At 73.3% G+C, this 17,099-nt stretch carries 10 protein-coding genes; 2 read left to right on the forward strand and 8 right to left on the reverse strand.

The window, feature by feature from the left end; translation table 11 throughout:
• Complete coding sequence (locus BJ992_RS21810; RefSeq protein ID WP_184983903.1) at window positions 1-1,305, reverse strand: cytochrome P450; 1,305 nt, start codon at window positions 1,303-1,305, stop codon at window positions 1-3.
• Between the two features lie 111 nt (window positions 1,306-1,416).
• Here BJ992_RS21810 and BJ992_RS21815 point away from each other — a divergent pair, with 111 nt between their 5' ends.
• Window positions 1,417-2,475: an alpha-hydroxy-acid oxidizing protein gene (locus BJ992_RS21815; protein WP_221474925.1), complete on the forward strand. Its 1,059-nt coding sequence runs from the start codon at window positions 1,417-1,419 to the stop codon at window positions 2,473-2,475.
• 128 nt (window positions 2,476-2,603) lie between these two features.
• Window positions 2,604-4,157, forward strand: a complete 1,554-nt coding sequence (locus BJ992_RS32260; RefSeq protein WP_221474926.1) for a protein kinase domain-containing protein — start codon at window positions 2,604-2,606, stop codon at window positions 4,155-4,157.
• A 5-nt stretch (window positions 4,158-4,162) separates the two neighbouring features.
• On the opposite strand, the gene BJ992_RS21825 is transcribed toward BJ992_RS32260, so the two are convergent.
• From BJ992_RS21825 to BJ992_RS21855, 7 genes are all read right to left on the reverse strand, one after another.
• Window positions 4,163-5,038, reverse strand: a complete 876-nt coding sequence (locus tag BJ992_RS21825) for an FHA domain-containing protein (RefSeq protein ID WP_184983905.1) — start codon at window positions 5,036-5,038, stop codon at window positions 4,163-4,165.
• Window positions 5,039-5,118: 80 nt separating this feature from the next.
• A complete protein-coding gene (locus BJ992_RS21830; protein WP_184983906.1) occupies window positions 5,119-7,047 on the reverse strand; it encodes a hypothetical protein in 1,929 nt (642 codons plus the stop codon).
• On the reverse strand, window positions 7,044-8,114 hold the full coding sequence (locus tag BJ992_RS21835; protein ID WP_184983908.1) for a hypothetical protein: 1,071 nt from the start codon (window positions 8,112-8,114) through the stop codon (window positions 7,044-7,046). The genes BJ992_RS21830 and BJ992_RS21835 overlap by 4 nt, the downstream gene beginning before the upstream one ends.
• The gene (locus BJ992_RS21840) at window positions 8,107-9,231 is read right to left on the reverse strand and encodes a protein kinase family protein (RefSeq protein WP_184983910.1); all 1,125 of its coding nucleotides are present in this window, start codon (window positions 9,229-9,231) and stop codon (window positions 8,107-8,109) included. The genes BJ992_RS21835 and BJ992_RS21840 overlap by 8 nt, the downstream gene beginning before the upstream one ends.
• On the reverse strand, window positions 9,224-11,650 hold the full coding sequence (locus tag BJ992_RS21845) for a hypothetical protein (protein WP_184983912.1): 2,427 nt from the start codon (window positions 11,648-11,650) through the stop codon (window positions 9,224-9,226). Before BJ992_RS21845 ends, BJ992_RS21840 begins: the two co-directional genes overlap by 8 nt.
• Window positions 11,647-14,787, reverse strand: coding sequence for a tubulin-like doman-containing protein (locus BJ992_RS21850; RefSeq protein WP_184983914.1), 3,141 nt, complete (start codon window positions 14,785-14,787; stop codon window positions 11,647-11,649). Before BJ992_RS21850 ends, BJ992_RS21845 begins: the two co-directional genes overlap by 4 nt.
• A 31-nt stretch (window positions 14,788-14,818) precedes the next feature.
• On the reverse strand, window positions 14,819-17,053 hold the full coding sequence (locus BJ992_RS21855) for a VWA domain-containing protein (RefSeq protein ID WP_184983916.1): 2,235 nt from the start codon (window positions 17,051-17,053) through the stop codon (window positions 14,819-14,821).
• Between the last annotated feature and the right edge of the window lie 46 nt (window positions 17,054-17,099).

The following is a 17,099-nucleotide window of genomic DNA, read 5'->3' on the forward strand; positions in this document are numbered from 1 at the left end:
TCAGGCGGCGTCCGGCCCGGCTTCGGCGAAGTGGCGCTCGCACAACCGCAGACGACGCGCGTCCCACACCATGTAGGTGCCGAGGACGAGCTGAATGAGGCTGCGGCCGACGTCCTCCCAGCGGTCGCGCACGGCGAGCCACAGCAGTCTGGCGCGGCGCAGGCGGAGACGGCCGTCGCGCGGCGTCGCGACGGCCGGGCCGCGGTTGGGGATCGAGCGGGTGTGCGCGGCGGTCGTGCGCAGGTCGTACCGCGTGAGGATCTCCCGCACGACGGCTCTGACGGTCAGCGGTGCCAGGTGCCAGGCGGGACAGGGCCGGTTCACGGCGACGCCGAACGGGATGTGGTTGGGCCGGGTGCGGCGGTGGGGGTCGAACCGGCCGGGGTCGTCACCGCCGGCGCGCTGGTACTCCAGGTAGTCGAAGCACACCACCGAGCCCGCCGGGATGGCGGTGCCGTCGTCCAGGCCGATCTCGGCCGAGGTGACGCGGTGCGCGATGCCGAACAGCGGGTACATGCGCAGCGTCTCGTCGATGACGTGTTCCATCAGCTTGTCGTCGGTCGCGGCGTGCCGCTGGATCGCGGGGTGCCTGGCGAGTTCCATGAGCACGTGCGCACTGGCCTCGGCGCTCTGCACGACGGCGGTGGTGAAGAAGGTGCCGTGCAGGTACAGCGCGCGTTGCCGTTGGTCGAGCAGCATCGGAAGCACGTGCGGCACCTCGCCGAGTGATGCTTCGAGGTGGTCGGTGAGCCGCAGGCGCCGGTCCATGTGCCGTAGCGTGCGGCATTTGAGCGCGTCGGCCACGTCGGCGGCGTTCGCCACGATCAGGTCCCGCACCTCCGGCCGGCACGGCGTCTGGAACACCACGCGGTGGTAGAACTCAGCCCACACCGGCATGAGCTGGTCGCGTAACCGCACCAGCCCGGCCTTCCCGGCGTACGCGGCCTCGACGCTCTCCACCGCGAGGCGGTCGGCGGTGTGGCTCGGCATGGTGAGGACGCGGCGGGTGGTGCGGGCCACCTCGTCGTACAGCGGGCCTGGTTCGAGGTGTTCCTGGTGGATCTCGGCTCCTGGGGACAGCCAGTACCAGAACAGGTCGGACAGCGCGGCGCCGCGGCTGCGGCCGTTGGCGGCGGGGTGGGAGTAGACCTCCATGAAACGCGACACATCCAGGTCGCCGGGGATGACGATGCCTTCCGTGCCGTTGATCCTGGCGAACAGCCGTACCCGTAACGCGACCACGGCGGCGGGGAGCCAGAAGGGGAGGGTCACTGCGCAAATCGAGACGACGAGTAAAACGATCATGTTACTCTCATCCGTGCGGGGACCAGATATCCGGAAATATGCGCATAAAGGTCACCGTGGAATCCCCTGTAACGGTGCCATCCCTGTAACCCTCACCCCCCGGCGAACCCCGTGACCCTGGACCTGACACCCGGGCCGGTCAACGTCCGCGACTTCGAGACGGCCGCGCGTGACCGGCTGGACCCCGCGCACTACGACTACTTCGCGAGCGGCGCGCAGGACGAGCTCACCGTCGCCGCCAACGAGGCGGCGTTCCGGCGCCGCATGCTGGTGCCGCGGGTGCTGCGCGGCGGCGGCCCGCCGCGGCTGGAGACCACCGTGCTCGGCACCCCCGCCGCCATGCCGGTGCTGCTCGCGCCGACCGCGTTCCACCGGCTGGCCTGGCCCGAAGGCGAGCCCGCCACCGCGCGCGCCGCCGCGTCGGCCGGGGTCATCATGATCGCCGCGATGCTGTCCACCGTCTCGATCGAGGACATCGCGGCGACCGGCGCCACGCTGTGGTTCCAGCTCTACCCGCAGCCCGACATGGCGTTCACCGAGTCGCTGGTCCGCCGGGCCGAGGCGGCGGGCTGCCGGGCCCTGGTGGTCACGGTGGACTCCCCCGCGCTCGGCCGCAACGAGCGCGGCGACCGCAACGGCTTCCACGACCTGCCGCCGGACCTGCACTGCGCCAACATGCGCGAAGGCGGCCACGTACGCCAGGTGGTGCTCTCTCCGCACATCTCCTGGGCCGACATCGGCCGCCTGCGGTCGATGACCACGCTGCCGCTGCTGCTCAAAGGCGTGCTGCATCCCCTGGACGCGCGTCTCGCCGTCGAGCACGGCGTGGACGGGATCATCGTGTCCAACCACGGCGGACGGCAACTGGACACCGCCGCCGCCTCGCTGGACCGGCTCCCCGCCGTCGCCGAGGCCGTGGCCGGCCGGGTGCCGCTGCTGCTGGACGGCGGTGTGCGGCGCGGCACCGACGTGGTGAAGGCCCTGGCGCTCGGCGCGACCGCCGTGGCGGTCGGCCGGCCCGTGCTGTGGGGTCTGGCCACGGCCGGCGAGGCAGGCGTGAGCCGCGTGCTGTCGTTGCTGCGCACCGAGCTGGAGAACGCGCTCACCCTCTGCGGCGCGACCGGCCCCGGTGAGGTGACCCGCGACGAACTCGGCGGCATCCTCGCGTGACCCTGTCAGATATTCATGCATTTTTGGTGAAGTGCACTGAATAGCACGACCAGTGAGATGGTTGAGGATATGAAAGTGAGGTGGCTAAGCGTTTCCCGTAGTCGACAGGAGTAGGCGGGTTGGGGCACGTGGTTGTTGAGCCGTTATCCCGGCAGGACCCCCGGCAGGTCGGCACCTATGTGCTGCTCGGCCGGCTCGGCGCCGGGGCCATGGGACGGGTCTATCTCGGCCGGTCCCTCGCGGGACGGCTGGTCGCGGTGAAGACGATCAGGAGTGACCTGGCGGACGACCACGACTTCCGTGCGCGGTTCGCGCACGAGGTGGCGGCGGCGCGGCGGGTCAGCGGCATCTTCACCGCGTCGGTGGTGGCGGCCGACGCGCACGCCGACGTGCCGTGGCTGGCGACGGCGTACGTTCCGGCGCCGTCACTGGAACGGCTGGTGCGGCTGTGCGGGCCGCTTCCCGTGCCGGCCGTGCGGTGGCTGGCCGCCGGGTGCGCCGAGGCGCTGGAGTCGATCCACTCGGTGGGGCTGGTGCACCGCGACCTCAAGCCCGCCAACGTGCTGGTGTCGCTGGACGGGCCGCGGGTCATCGACTTCGGGGTGGCCCGCGCGGCCGAGCGCATGACGCTCACCGCGACGCGGCAGGCGGTCGGCACCCCGGCGTACATGGCCCCCGAGCAGGCCCGCGACACCCGTGAGGCCGTCATGGCGAGCGACATCTTCTCGCTCGGCTCCACGCTGCTGTTCGCCGCGACCGGCCACTCGCCGTACCCCGGCCGGTCCATGTCGGAGATCCTGGTGCGCCTCGCCACCGAGCCGCCTGACCTGAGCGGACTCCCCGAAGGCCTCACGGACCTGGTCGGCTGGTGCCTGGAGCGCGACCCCGACCTCCGTCCCACAGCGGGGTGGCTGCTGACCCACATGGCACGGCACTCCGCCGAGGAGGAGCGCACGTTCTCGGCCGCCTCGCTGCCGCCGCGCGCGGTCGGGCTGATCGAGCGGTACCGGCAGGCGGCGCACGCGCCGTTCGAGGACCCCGGTGACGTCAAGCCGCTCGACGAGGACGAGGTGACGTACGTGCCGCCGGGTTCGCGCTCGGAGCCGGACGAGCCGAGCGGTGCGGGTGGGACACCATCAGGCCCGACGGACGCGACGGCACGGCGGGACGGCGACGACGACCGGGCCTCCTTACCGGCGCCGCGCCGGGTGGCCGGGCCTGTGCAGCTGGTGGTGTACGCGTTATCGGTGGTGCTCGCGCTGGTGCTCGGCGGCACGGTCGTCGGCTTGGTGCTCAGCAGCCAGCGCGCCGCACCGTACGAATGGAGCGGCCCCCCGCAGGGGCCGCCGCCAGGTGACCCGCCGGCGCCGCACGGCGCCACCGAGTCGTCCCGCGGCAAGCCGCGCCTCCTGGTCAACCAGCCGATGGGGGACGGGTGGACGGTGTTCGTGGTGCACGGCAGGGGCTGGCCCCCCGGCGGACGCGTGTCGATCCACCTGGACGGCGGCAAGGCCTCGCCGATCATGCCGGTGGTGGACCGGCAGGGCACGTTCAACTACGCCGTCAACCAGCAACGGGAGTTCTTCCCCGGCCGGCTTCCCCCGGGTCGCCACGAGGTGACGGTCCGCGCGTCCGGCGGGGGTCCGGACGCGCGGGCCGCGTTCAGCGTCAGCACGCAGTAGCGCCGCTACGGCATGCCGCTCCACCACAGGTCCTCCTGGCGTGAGCACCACACCGGGTCGTCCAGCCGTGCCAGGTCGGTGAGCGTGATGATCTCGTGTTCCAGGAGCACGCCGACCACCACCTCGTCCGACAGCCTGCTTCCCGCGCGGGCCAGGCCCCGGCCGATGATCTTGCGGCGGAGCACCTTGATGTGCTCGCCGACCCTGGCCGACAACCGGTCACGGAACGCCGGGTCGGTGGTGAACCGTTCCAGCTCGTAGCTGGCGTCGGTGACCTCCAGCGCGGCGCGCGCGATCTCCGGGGTGCGCGGCAGCGGCGTGGTGCGGCTCGGGTCGACCAGCCACGGACGGCACCACAGCAGGGCCACGAGGAACAGTTTGGTCATCGGGTCCAGGTACAGCGGCAGCAGCGTGCTGTCCCCCTTGGCCCCGGCCTGGCCGGGCCCGGAGTGCTCGGCGCGCAGGTCCGGCTCCGCCTCGCGCGGGGTGACGACGACACGCAGCGGCTGGCCGTCGTCGAGCATCGCCCCCGACCCCACCAGCGCCGTGCCGTACCGCATGAACCACCCGCCGGCCGGTTCGTCGCCGTCACGCAGCCGCGGCAGCCGGATGCGGTGGCCGTCGGTCTCGACGTACAACGCATGGGTGCAGCTCATGTTCGCCACCCAGGCCCCGTCGCGCAGCGCCGTCACCACCCCGGCCCTGCGGGACAGCCCCCGGTCGCCGGGAAGCATGAGGTCGGCGTCGGCACCCCTGCCGAACACCAGCCGCGCACCCTCGGTCATCTCGACCGTGCGTCCCGACGGCCCGGTGACGCGCGTCGTGGCCGACACCGGTGTCCCCACCTCCACGGCCACCTCGCCCTCACGCGCCGTCTCCATTGCCGACCTCGCGGATTCTAGGTTCCGCACGGCCCGCCGCGGCACCCCGGAGTTCGGGGATGGTCCCGGGGCCCGCGCTCTCACCGCGTGAGGATCACGACGACCAGGAGCGCGAGCAGGACCACCACGATGAAGACCGGCACCCAGGGACCCTCCACCCCCGAGGCCCGGTTGCTGTACGCCTGCGGTGGCCGCTTGCGGCCCGTGGACGACCGCCGCAGGCGCCACCGTGACTCCTTCCGCAGCGGAACGGCCACCTGCCTGTCGTCCGGCCGCTGCTGTGGCGCCGGCGGGAAGCCGGGGGTGCCGTGCTGCGGAGGCCCGGAGGAACGCGCGTGTTCACCGGCCGCGATGTCCATCCATTCCCTGGTCCGGTCCGGCTCGGTGTACGACACCAGCTCCATGAGCCTGGTCACCACGGCGGACGGGGTGTCCTGGCGGCCGGCGAGCCGGGCCGAGCACGCGAACGCGTCGGTGGCCGCCATGTCGGCGTCGTGGAAGGCGCACATCGTCACGTGCTTCAGCGTGTGCTCGACGTCCTGCTCCGGCAGCAGGCGCGTGAACAGCTCGGTGAAGCAGCCGTACTTCTCCATCGCGGCGCGCAGCACGGCGCGGTTCTCGGGGTCGGCCCTGGCCGAGACCGGGAACGCGCGGAGGTAGGAGCGCAGCTCGTCGCCGTCGCTCGCGAACCGCAGCGCGTTCACCAGGACCGTCATGGCATACGTGCGGTCCGCGCCGAGCGGGTCAGGCGCCGCGCCGTGCCGTACGGCAGGCGGCGCGGCGGGTTCCGGCGACTCCAGCAGATCGGGCTCGCCGTCGTCCCTGGCGTAGGGCCTGCGCGACCGCGGGGGCCTGACCAGAGGACGTCCGGTGCGGAAGAGGTAGGCCTTGGTCGCGCCGGTCGTGTCGACGGACCGGTCCGCGTCAGGAGGGACGTCCTGGCCGGCGGGCTCGGTGACCGGGTCCGGGCCGGGGGCCATGGAGGGGACCGGGCCGAGAACGTCGAGGTGTTCGTCGTCACGAGGTGCGAGCAGGTCCCCCTCGTCGTCCCAGTGCTGTTGCTCGGGCTCGTGCTCGGGTCTTGTGGCGGACAGTCCGTACGGGTGGCGGCGGAAGTACCTCAGGAGTGCGGCGACCTGGCGTCCGCCGGGGGCCTGTTCCCTCAGGCCGGCGGCGCGGCACAGCTCGGCGACCCCGGCGGGGTCGCCGAGGTAGGCCTCGACGAGGCGGGCCGCGACCTCGTCGTGCGGGTCGCCGGGACGAAGCTCCTGTTCGAGGTCCACGCGGGTGTGCCGTGACTGCTTGGCGCTGTAGGGCCACTCGGCGAGGAACACGAACCGCGGCAGGCCGGCGGCGAGGTCGTCGCTCTGCTCGGTGGAGAAGGCCCAGTACCCGGCGCCGGTGGTGCCGACGACCCGGTCGAGCAGGTCCAGCAGGCCCCACATGACGACCTTGGCGTCGGCGCCGGCGGCGAGCCGGCACGAGAACATCGCCTCGGGGTCGCGCAGCACCTCGGCCACCAGGCGCGGCAGGCCGGCGGCCAGCGGGGACAGCGCGGAGGGGGTGACACCGGGCTCGGCGCCGCGTACGCGGTCGGTCAGCGCTCCCTGGATGGCGGGGGTCAGCGTCAGCAGCGCGGCCGGGGACAGCGGCGGCCCCTCGGCGGCGTCGGGGAGGCGGGTGTGCCAGGAGTCGGCCACGCCGAGCACCTCACGCGGGCCCAGCAGCGACGGCACCCCTTTGTAGGCGTACGTGCGGATGCGCCGCCGCGGATCCGGATCGGACGTGGGGTGCCGGTGCAGAGCCACGGGTTCCCCGTCGATCACCAGCCGGCACAGGCTCGGCGAGGACGCGGCGCCGGCGTCGCGCTGCACCTCGACCAGGGTGAACAGCTGCCGGTCCCAGAACTCCCGCTCCTCGGCAGGCAGGGACGACCTCAGCAGCCCGAGGCCGCCGTCCTGCTGTTCCCAGCCGAAGACCAGCCAGTCCAGCCCCTCCCCCGCGCTCACCGGCCCACCTCCTTGGCCTCGGCCCCGGTGATGACCCCGGTCATGGCGAGCATCGCGATCAGCGGGTTGAGCACGCGCTGCGGCCGTACGCCACGCGGGAAGCGCTGGTCGGTGGACCTGCCGCCGGTGGCGGACGCGAAGTGCAGCGTGGCCCTGCGGCAGCGCGCGGCGGGAAGCAGCCAGCCCTGCGCGCCGTGCTGGTGGAGGAACGCGTACACGTCGCGGCTCTCCATGCGCAGCAGCTCGGCGTCCAGGTGGCCGGGGGTGGCGGCGGCGAGCCAGCGGTCGGCGGGATGCAGGAAACGCAGCCGGTCGCTCTTGCTCACGACGACCACGGCGGGGACGTCGAGCAGCGTGTCCTGCCGGTGGAGCTGGTTGAGCACGTTGCTGAACGCCGGGTCGCCGAGCTCGCCGGTGTCGTCGGCGAGGCCCGGCAGCCGCAGCGCCTGCTCAGGGTCCACCACGAAGATCAACCCGTCGGCCGCCGCGAGGAACCGCTCCCCTTTGCCGATCTTGGCGAGCTGCTCGCCGGAGATGTCGAAGAACGCCACGGGATGTCCGCCGGTCTCCCCGGTGCGGCTGACGATGAGCGCGTCCACGAACTCCGGCATGTCGGTCGGCGGGGTGAACCCGAGCCGCTGACCGCGGTACAGGGGCTGCACGAAGTTCCGGTAGAACCGTCCGTGCCTGATCATGTCGAGCGGCACCGCCGTCAGCCCGTGGCCGCCGAGGCCCCCGCGTTCGATCTCACCGAGCATGGCGGCGAGCAGGTGGGTCTTGCCGGTCCTGCTTCCCCCGACCAGCCCGATCACCAGCGGCCTGCGGTACCGGCCGTACAGCACCGGCAGGTAGTGCGGCTCGACGTCGCCGGACGGGTTGGGGCACAGCAGGAAGGCCGAACGCAGCCGCACCTCCCGCTTGTGGGGGTCGCGCAGGCCCGCGAGGTCGATCGGACGGTATTCGAGCCGGTCGGGATCGAGCTCGAACAGATTGGAACCGTCGCTGGCCCAGACGAAGGAGTCCAGGCACACCGGGCAGCGGACGCGCTCACGCGTGTCGTCAGCCAACGAGACCTCCTAGAAGCCACAAGATCACCCCGATGACCACCAAAGTGATCACTATGGCCACGGCCACGCCGGCGCCGGCCCCCGGCCGTGGCGGCGGCGGAGGCGCCTGGCGCGGCATCGTCGGTTCCCCCCGGTGCGCGGCGGCCTCGGGCTCCGGCTCGTCCTCGTCGCGCACCACCCGGTCGGCGGGCTCCGGGGGCCGCCGGTACGCCGTGCCGTGCTTCTGCCGCATCAGCTCGTCGAACCGGTGACCGCCTTCCCTGAACCCGCGGTCCGGCTCCTCCGGCGGCGGAGGCAGCGGGTCCTGGACGTTCAGCCGGCCCAGCAGCTCCACCGGATGCGGCCGGTGGACGGCCTTCTGCGCGAAGACCCCGGTGAGCAGTTCCTTGGTGCGCGGCTCCACCAGGCCGAGATCGGGGTCGCGTTCCAGGGCCGCGGCCGAGGCGAGGCCGACGGACATGTGGTAGATCACCATGCCGGCGCTCCACACGTCGTCCCGCGCGCACGTCCCGCCTCCCCCCACGCGCTGCTGCGGCGAGGCCCACGGCCGGGTCCCCGCGGCACGCCTGACCCGGAACGCCGGCGCGGCCGTCTCGAAGTCGGTGAGCTGCGCGCGGTGGCCGTCCCACCGCACGCTGTACGGCGTGATGCCGCGGTGCACGACGGCGACCTGTTCCAGCATGCGCACGCCACGCAGCAGGCTCGTCTGGAACGACCGCTGCTCGTCCAGCAGCAGCCGTCCGGCGACCTCCGCCGCGAACGGCCCCACGAACCGTTCGAACAGCGCGAACGGCTCGCCGCCGTCCACGTCGTACCCGACGAGCCGCGCCAGCTCGGCCGGGTAGCCTGGCCCGCCGAACCTGCGGCGCAGCAGCAGGCCGACGCGCACCTCGTTCTCCAGGCGTGCGTACAGTCCGGGGTCGGCGTCATCGGCCTCACGGCCGATGGATTTCTGCACCAGGAGGACCGGGCCGGACTCCGCCTCCGCCTCGATCTCGGCGAGCGTCATGCCGGACCCCGGTACGTCAGGCACTTCGCGCCGGCCGAGCACCTTCCACTGGCGCAGACCGCCGTCCACGTCGACAAAGTCGATCTTCAGCGCGCCGGGGTCAGTCACCGTGTCCTCCTCCCTTGCCGGGCCCGGCGGGAGGCGCGGCGGAACCGGCCGGGCCCGCCGCGCCGTTCATGCCTCCCGCGACCCGGTTGTGCGACGGCGGCACGTTCCTGGCCCAGGTGACGTCCACCAGGCCGGTGCGCAGCGGCACCAGGCGCAGCACCCCGGCGTACCGGCTCGCGGCGGTCCACACCACGTCGCCGGGGAACCGGATGGCCTGGCCCGTGCGGTCCCCGCCGGCCCCCACGGGGGGCTGGGCCACCCGGGGTGCGAACCGCACCGACATCGCGCCTCCGGTGGCCCGCAGGTACCGCAGCTCGTCCTGACCGCACAGTTGCGTCATCCGGCCTCCCACGCGCATGCGCACCAGCTCCGCGAGGTCCGGCGAGCGCCGCCACACCGACTCGGCCAACTCCGTGCGGCGCGGGTTGTCCCGCGCGAACGACGGCCGTTCGTGCACCCCGCGCTGACGCAGGTGGTCCCAGTAGCCGTCGAGCCCGGCGCGGGCCCGTTCCTCGACGCGCCACGTGACGTCGCGCAGCGCGCCGCCGTACATCTGCTGCCACAGCGGGTCGAGCACGTGGGCCGCGAGGTCGGTCAGGTCGTCCCACACCACCTGCGCGAACTCGGCGCGGAACTCGGGGAAGCCCACGGCGCCGCGGCGCGCCGGCCCCGTCTGTCCCGCGAGCCGTTCCCGCTGCTCGGTGACGCCGCGGTGCAGCGCGCGCACGAGGTCCTCCAGCACCGACGCGTACGTCTGCGCGGTGTCGGCGGCGGCGCGGCGGGCCCGCGCGAGAACCCACTCCTGGAACGCCACCTCGGTGACCACCCCGTCGAGCGCGCCAGCGGCGGCCCCGGCCTCGGCGACCGGCAGTCCGGCGTACCAGCGGGCCACCGCGCCGCGCCACCAGAGGTACAGCGTGAAGGCCATGCCGGCGAGGGCCGGCACCACGACGAGGACGGTGACCGCGAGCGGCGGCCCCGGCCAGTCGCCGCCGGGAGGCACCCGCCAGAAGGCGTGACCGGCGAGCACACCGAGCATGGCCGCGCCGCCGTGCGCGAGCAGCGGCCGGACCGGCAGCGCCGTCCAGCCGTGCTCGCCGTCGCGCTCGGGGACCCTGGCGTGCAGCAGCGCGACACCGCCGCACCAGGCCAGCAGGACGAACAGGACGACGCCGGCCAGGCGCAGCAGCGCACCCATCAGGCTGTCGGCCAGGGGGCCCATGCCGAGGCCCACGAGGAAGCCGAGCACCCCGGCGGCGGCGAGCAGCCCCGTGCGCATCGGGTCGAGCGTGAACGGGTACGGACTCGCCAGTTCGGCGAGCAGCCGGCCGGGACACGCCGCGGTGAGCCGGGACCTGTGCATGCCGCTGCCGGCGGGTGCGACGCGGGCCGCGTAGGCGCGCAGCCGCGCCACGATGGTGTGCAGGGAGACACCGCTCCTGAACTGCGACCTGACGACGTCGCGCAGCGCCTCGGCGGGGTCACCCTGCCGCGGGTCGCCGTCCATCCGCACACCGGCCCGCCGCAGCCGGCCCAGTACCGTGTGGTCCTCACCGTCGAAACCGCCGGCCTCGGTGAACAGCCGTGCCGCCTCGTCGCGGAAGACCCGCAGCGCCTCGCCGGCCGTGACGAGGCCGTGGACCGCGGTTCCCGGCGGGCCGCCGGCGACCAGCGCGGTCACCGACTCCAGCTTGGCGCGCAGCGCCTGGAGGCCACGCGCGCGCAGCAGCGCCTCGTCGCGCCGCACGGCCAGCGGCCCGCCGGGGACCAGCGGATCCGGCGGCGGGCCCGTGTGCGATCCGGTGAGCACGGCGAGCACGCGTCCCGGTGACCGGTCGGCGGCGGCGAGGTCGGCGGCGGCGCCGGCCCGCGTGGCGTCCGCGCCGCCGATGAGCCGTTCGAGGCCGTCGCTCAGCGCGTCGGCCAGCAGCTCGTCACCGAAGTGGCCGGACATGACGGTGAACCCCACCGACGCGACCCGGTCGGGGATGCCTCTGGTCTGCGCGACCACCGTGTCGAAGATCTCCGGCAGCAGCAGCACCTGCTGGAGCTGGAGCAGGTTGCCGCCGGGGTCGTCACGTCCGGCGTAGGCGTGGCCGGTCTCCATGTCCCACTCCACGCCGGTGAGGTCGCCGGCCCACAGTGTGGCCGCGACCTCCGACGACGCCATGGCGGGCGACAGGCGCAGCGCCGTGTCCCCCGCCGGGTCCGCGGGCCCGACGACCAGGCACAGGACGGCGCGCACGGCGCGGGTGCCGAGGACGCGTTCGTAGAACGGGCCGCGTCCGGCCAGCCGGTCCACCCGGTCGACGACCAGGACGCGGCCCCGGTCGGCGCCGACGGCGCTCCAGCCCTCGTCGCCGTGGTCGCGGTCCCTGATGTCCAGGAGCAGGACATCGGGCTCCATCTCTTCGGTCACGGCCACCGGCGTACCGCCTCGACGAGATCGATCAGATTGGTGTTCACGGGGTTGGAGACACCGGTGAACGGCGCGCGCAACGCCTGCTCAAGGGTGTCGCGCCACAGTTCGGCCAGCCGTTCGGCCTGTCTGCGGCCCTGTTCCGACAGCGTCGGCATGCGGATCTCCAGGAGCTTCAGCTGTTCCTCCGACACGCGCCAGAACAGGTCGAACATCGGGTGCGGCGACACCGGGGTGGTCTCCAGGCCTTCCGGCAGCAGCCGCATGAGGCGTGCGGCGAAGTCGCGGCGCACCGTCTGGTCGTCGCTGAGCGTCCACTCCTCGTAGGCCCGCAGCAGGCTTCCCCAGGAGGACGCGCCGGCGTACGTCGTGAGATCCAGGGTCATGGCCATGGCGTCCGCGCCTGGGTCGAGCACCACGCGGATCCGTTCCGGCGAGTCGGGGTTGCCGCGCTCGACCTCGACGTAGCCGTTCCACATGGCGCACAGCAGGCGTTGCAGGATCCTGACGCGATGCTCGTGCGTGGTGACCAGGTAGCCGTAGTCGTAGCCGAGGCGCTGGCGCCAGCGCAGGAAGTCCTGGTCCTGCTCGTCGCGCAGCGCCTGACCCCAGAAATGCAGCACCTCGCGCAGCTCGGGGACCTCGGTCACCCCCATGGATGTCCGGAACTGCACCACCACGACGGCGTCGGTGTCGGCGGGCCGGAACTCCGGCCGGGGGCCGCCTTTCGGCAGGTTGATCCGGTCGTACAGGTAGGACTCCACCGCGGCGTCCGCCGTGACGGCGGGATAGGAGATGAGGACCTTCAGCTCGCCGGAACCCTGCGGGGTGAACCCGCTCGGCACCAGCGCCGCCAGTTCCTGCCTGAACTGCGTCAGGTCCTCCTCGCCGACCGGCGGCCCGTCCTTGCCGGCGGCCTGCGCCAGCAGGTCGGCCATCGGCGGCAACAGCGGCCGTTCCCCCTGCGCGCGGTCACGGAACAGGCGTTTGACGGCCTGCTTGAGCCGGTCGCGCAGGTAGGCCCGCGCGTCGGCGGGGCTCTGCTCGGTGCTGATCCGGAACACCTGGCGCCAGCCGTCGGGGCCGAGTACGGCGCCGAGCAGCCCGGCCTCGCCTTCGTTGCCGCGCAACCTGCCGAGCCCCACCTGGTGCGCGACGGCGCGCGCCATCACCTGCTCGTAGAAGTGCTCCAGGTCCTCGCCGCGCGGCGGCAGCAGGTACGTCACGCCGACCCTCGGCCGGTACAGGTCGCGCGCGCGGCGCGCGAACCGCGCGTCGTCCTCCTGCGCGTGCGTGACCAGCTCGTCCCGCAGCTCGGTGAGATCGCGGATCACCCGGCCGAGCTTGTGTTCCCAGCGGGACGTCTGGTCGCCCCACGCGGCGTGCCACACGGCCCGCGCGCGTGCCTGGTACCAGGCGTCCTGCTCGCGCAGGGTGCGCTGCACCACCGGGTCGGCGAAGCGCACCTTGCGCAGCCCGGCGAGGCCGTCCCGTAGCTGCGGCAGCGGCGGCTGCACGGCCTGGCCCTGGCCGGCGGGGTCGCTGCGGCGGCGTTCCAGCAGGCCGCGGAACCCCATCTGGTCGGCCTCGTCGGCGAGCGACGGGTGACCCATGACGATGCGGCCGACACGCAGCGGGTCGAACGAGCCGAGCATCTGCTCGACGCCGCGCCGGGGATCGAACTCCTGCGCCATCTGCGGCACGGTGCCGCGCAGCGTGTTGTCCAGCGTCCTGAGGTTGTCCTCCATGCCGCGCACCCGGGTCGCGAGCACGCGGTAGACGCCGGCCGCGCCGTCGGCGGGTGGCGGCTCGGTGAACGGCAGCGGCGCGCGGTGCAGCAGCGGGCCGATGTTGGTGGCGCCGAACATCGCCTCCAGCGCGTCGCGGTTGCTCTCGGCGCGGCCCGGGGGCGGCACCGCGAGCTCCGACACGGCCCGCGCGAGCACGCGGGACGCCACCAGGTCGGCGAGGTCGTCCACCGGCACCGTCATCGACGCCACCAGGCTCGTGGACACGCCGCGGTTGCCGATGCCGGACACGGCCATGGTCTCGCGTTCCACGCCGCGGTTGATGAAGTCGTCGGCGAACGACTGGTAGACCCGGTCGAAGCCGCGGCCGAAGTCCGCGCCGCCTTGCTGGTCCACGTCGGTGCCGACCAGCGACATCACCAGGGACACCACCGAACGGTGCAGGTCCTCGCGGTCCACCCCGGGGGTGCGGCTGAACAGGAACGCCGTCTGCACGGTGGACGCGCGCAGCCTGATCTCCCCTTCGACGGGGTAGCGCACGTACAGGTCGCCGGTGACGCCGGTGTTGCTCAGCTCGGTGCCGGCCGCGTGGCCGTTCTGGTCGTCGACCAGGCGGAACAGGTCGAGCAGCGAGCGGCCGGCGTTCAGCGTCGCGCGGCGGCCACCGCCGAGGCCCTCGTCGAACGCCGACGGCATCAGCACCAGCGGGTGGATCTGCGCGCGCAGGCCCGCCTGCTCCAGCGCGTGACCGACCAGGTGGAGGTAGTCGTAGAAGATGCCGGCGCCGGTGCCGCCGGCCACCGAGAACGCGACGAACACGTCGCACGAGGCGCGCAGCCGGCCGCCGAGCTGCGCCAGCTCACCGCCTGAGGTGCTGATGCGGCCCACCGCCGACGACAGCGGCGCGAGCGCGGGACGCAGGCCGTGCCGCAGCGTCTCGAACAGCGCCGCGCGGCCCACCGTGGGGAGCTGGCCCGCGCCGCGCACCAGCGGCGCGACGCGCGGCTCACCCGCCGACGGCGGCAGCCAGGCCGAGACCATGCTCTTGGCGTTCATCCGCAGGCTGCGTGCCACCTCGGGGTAGGTGTCGAACCGCGGCACGAGGTCGGTGACCAGGTGCATGGTGCGCTCGGCCGCCGACGCGTGCTCCGGTGACGGCACCACGCGCGTACGCAGGCGCAGCAGCTCGGCCTCGTTGAGGTCGGCGTAGACGAACTGCAGGCAGGACGGGAGCTGGTACGGCAGCAGGCCCTGGCCCGGCATGCGGTCGAGCAGCTCCCTGCCGTCGGGCCCGCACAGCTCGTCCCTGATGCGCCGCTCCAGCTCCGCGCCGATGAGACATCCGGTTCCACCCAGCCCCACGAACATCATCGGCTGGTAGATCTTCATAGGACGGTTCCCTTTCCGTTACCGGTGCGGCTCACAGGAGCGGGTCGCCGGACGACGACGAGGAGTAGGGGCCGGTGGACGAGCCTTCGCCGTACGAGGTGGTGGACCCGCCGTACGGGTCCGGCGGGTCGTACGGCCCGGCCGGCGTGCGCGCGGTGAGGCGGCCGTCGAGCACGGCGACGGTGAGGCCGTCACCGATCGGCTCGGGGACGCCGGGACGTACGCCGCGCCGGTCGCCTTCGGGGGTGCGCAGGAACAGGCCGCCGTCGGCGCCGCCGCGCGACACCTCGTACACCTGGTCGCCGCGCGCGGGCCGGTCGAACTGCGGCAGGCCGTGCGGGTCGCGGATGACGAACTCCAGCTTGCGGGTGCGGCCCACCGGTGCGCGCCACCGCGCCGCCTCCCTGTCGCCGCGGTACAGCACCAGGGTCAGCTCCTGCACGTCGCCGCGCACGCCGGCGGCACGCGCACGGGTCACGACGACCAGCAGCGTGACGATCGCGAGCACGGCCAGCGCGGCGAGGATCCACGGCAGCGGGGACGGCGGGTAGGCGACGGTGACCTTGACGAAACCCCTGCCGTACTCGTGGCCGGGGTCGGCGGCGTCGCGCAGCACGAGCGCGCCGGGGATCTCGCCGAGCGCCGTGCCGCTCTGGAGCACCAGCTCCACGTCCCGCTGGGTCTGGCCGACGGGGAACCGCACCGACGGGGAAAGGACCTGCACGCGGTCGCCGTCACGCAGCCCGTCGAGCACGAGCGTCGCGTCGATCGGCGCACCGGTGTCGTTGGTGACGGCGAGCGTGCCGCGCGCGACCTCCCCCGGCGCCACGGTCTGCTTCGGGATGTCGACGACGGTGCGCACCCTGCTGCCGGGCCGGCCGATCCTCGTCTCGTACGGCACCTTGTCCCCCTGCACCCCCACGGCGTCGACCACGCCGACGAAGCGCAGCCCCCCGGTCGCGGTGGACGGGACGGTCACCACGCCGGCGTACTCGCCGTCGCCGGCCGTGCGGTCCGGGCCGGTGCCGTCGTCACGCAGCCGTGCGTGCACCGGCTCCGGGACGCCGTCACCGGTCATGTCCACGCTGAACGTGAGCCCCTCACGGGCCGCGGGTGAGACCACGACCTCCTGCCGGGTCTGCAGCCGTGACCGCACCACGACCTGGCCGCCGGGCTCGGGGTTCTGCTCGTCCAGGGTGATGGTGGAGCGCACGGCCCCCTGCCAGGTGACGGCGGCGACGACCCGCTCGGGCCGCGCACCCGGCGGGGCCTGCACCTTGACGGTCCACCGGCCGGGACGGGGCAGCTCGACGCGCAGGCCCTCGACGGGGCTGTCCTCGCCGTACACCTGGAACGTCGAGCCGTCGTGCGCGCCGGACTTCGGCACGACGTTCCCCTCGGGGTCGATGTAGGTGACGGTGAACCGGGGGTTGTACTTGGCGACGGTGATGGACGCGTCGGTGGCGATCTCGGGGATGTCCAGCCGGTACTCGGCGCCGCCGGCGTCCACGACCTGCGGGTGGGCGACCTGCGAGCCGGCGCAGCGCGCGGTGCTGTACACCCGGACCATCGCCGCGAAGACCTGGTCCTCGCGCTGGATGAGCTGGGCCGCGGGCCGCGAACCCGTCAGGTTGTTGCACGGCTTTCCGACGGCGAACTCCTTGAGCTGTCCGAGGTCGGCCTTGCCGAAGCCGAGCGGCCAGATCTGGATGCCTGCCTCGGCGGCCTCGCGCAGGTGTGCCTTGAGGTACTGCCGGGCCGCGTTCTGCCTGGTGTCCGGCGAGTCGCCGTAGTTGGGGCTGCGCCGGACGTCGAGCACGCCGTCGGTGAGCAGGAACACGATCTTCTGCCGGCCTTCTTCACCGCTGCCGCGCAGGGTGGACACGGCACGGCCGATGGCGGCGACGTGGTCGGTGTCGTTGCCTTCCTCCGGGGTGCGGCGGCGCAGGTCGCGCACGCAGTCCACGACGGCCTCGCGGTCCTCGCGGGTGGCGAGCGGTCCGAGGGGGCACACGACGTCGAGCGCGGCCTGCGCGCCGGCGTTCTTGCTGCCGAATCCGGCGACCTCGACCCTGGACCGGGAGGAGAACTCGCCGACGGCGAGCAGCGCGGCGGCGGCGCGCTCGGCGGTGACCGCGCTTTGTGAGAGGCTTCCCGACTCGTCGACGAGAATCACCACGTCGATCGGCTGCACCTGGATCGGGCTCGGCACCGCCGCGGCGGGTGCGGCCGCGAGCGGCAGCGCGAACAGAAAGGTCAATGGCACTGACCAGCTTCGGATTCGGACCTTTGACCGTAATCGGCCCACCGAG

It is taken from the genome of Sphaerisporangium rubeum, from assembly GCF_014207705.1.
Taxonomy (GTDB): domain Bacteria; phylum Actinomycetota; class Actinomycetes; order Streptosporangiales; family Streptosporangiaceae; genus Sphaerisporangium; species Sphaerisporangium rubeum.

Bases quoted from the DNA above. Each gene is read 5' to 3' on its own strand.
- BJ992_RS21825 (WP_184983905.1), bottom strand. From the start codon at position 5,038: ATGGAGACGGCGCGTGAGGGCGAGGTGGCCGTGGAGGTGGGGACACCG.
- BJ992_RS21850 (WP_184983914.1), bottom strand. From the start codon at position 14,787: ATGAAGATCTACCAGCCGATGATGTTCGTGGGGCTGGGTGGAACCGGA.
- BJ992_RS21810 (WP_184983903.1), bottom strand. From the start codon at position 1,305: ATGATCGTTTTACTCGTCGTCTCGATTTGCGCAGTGACCCTCCCCTTC.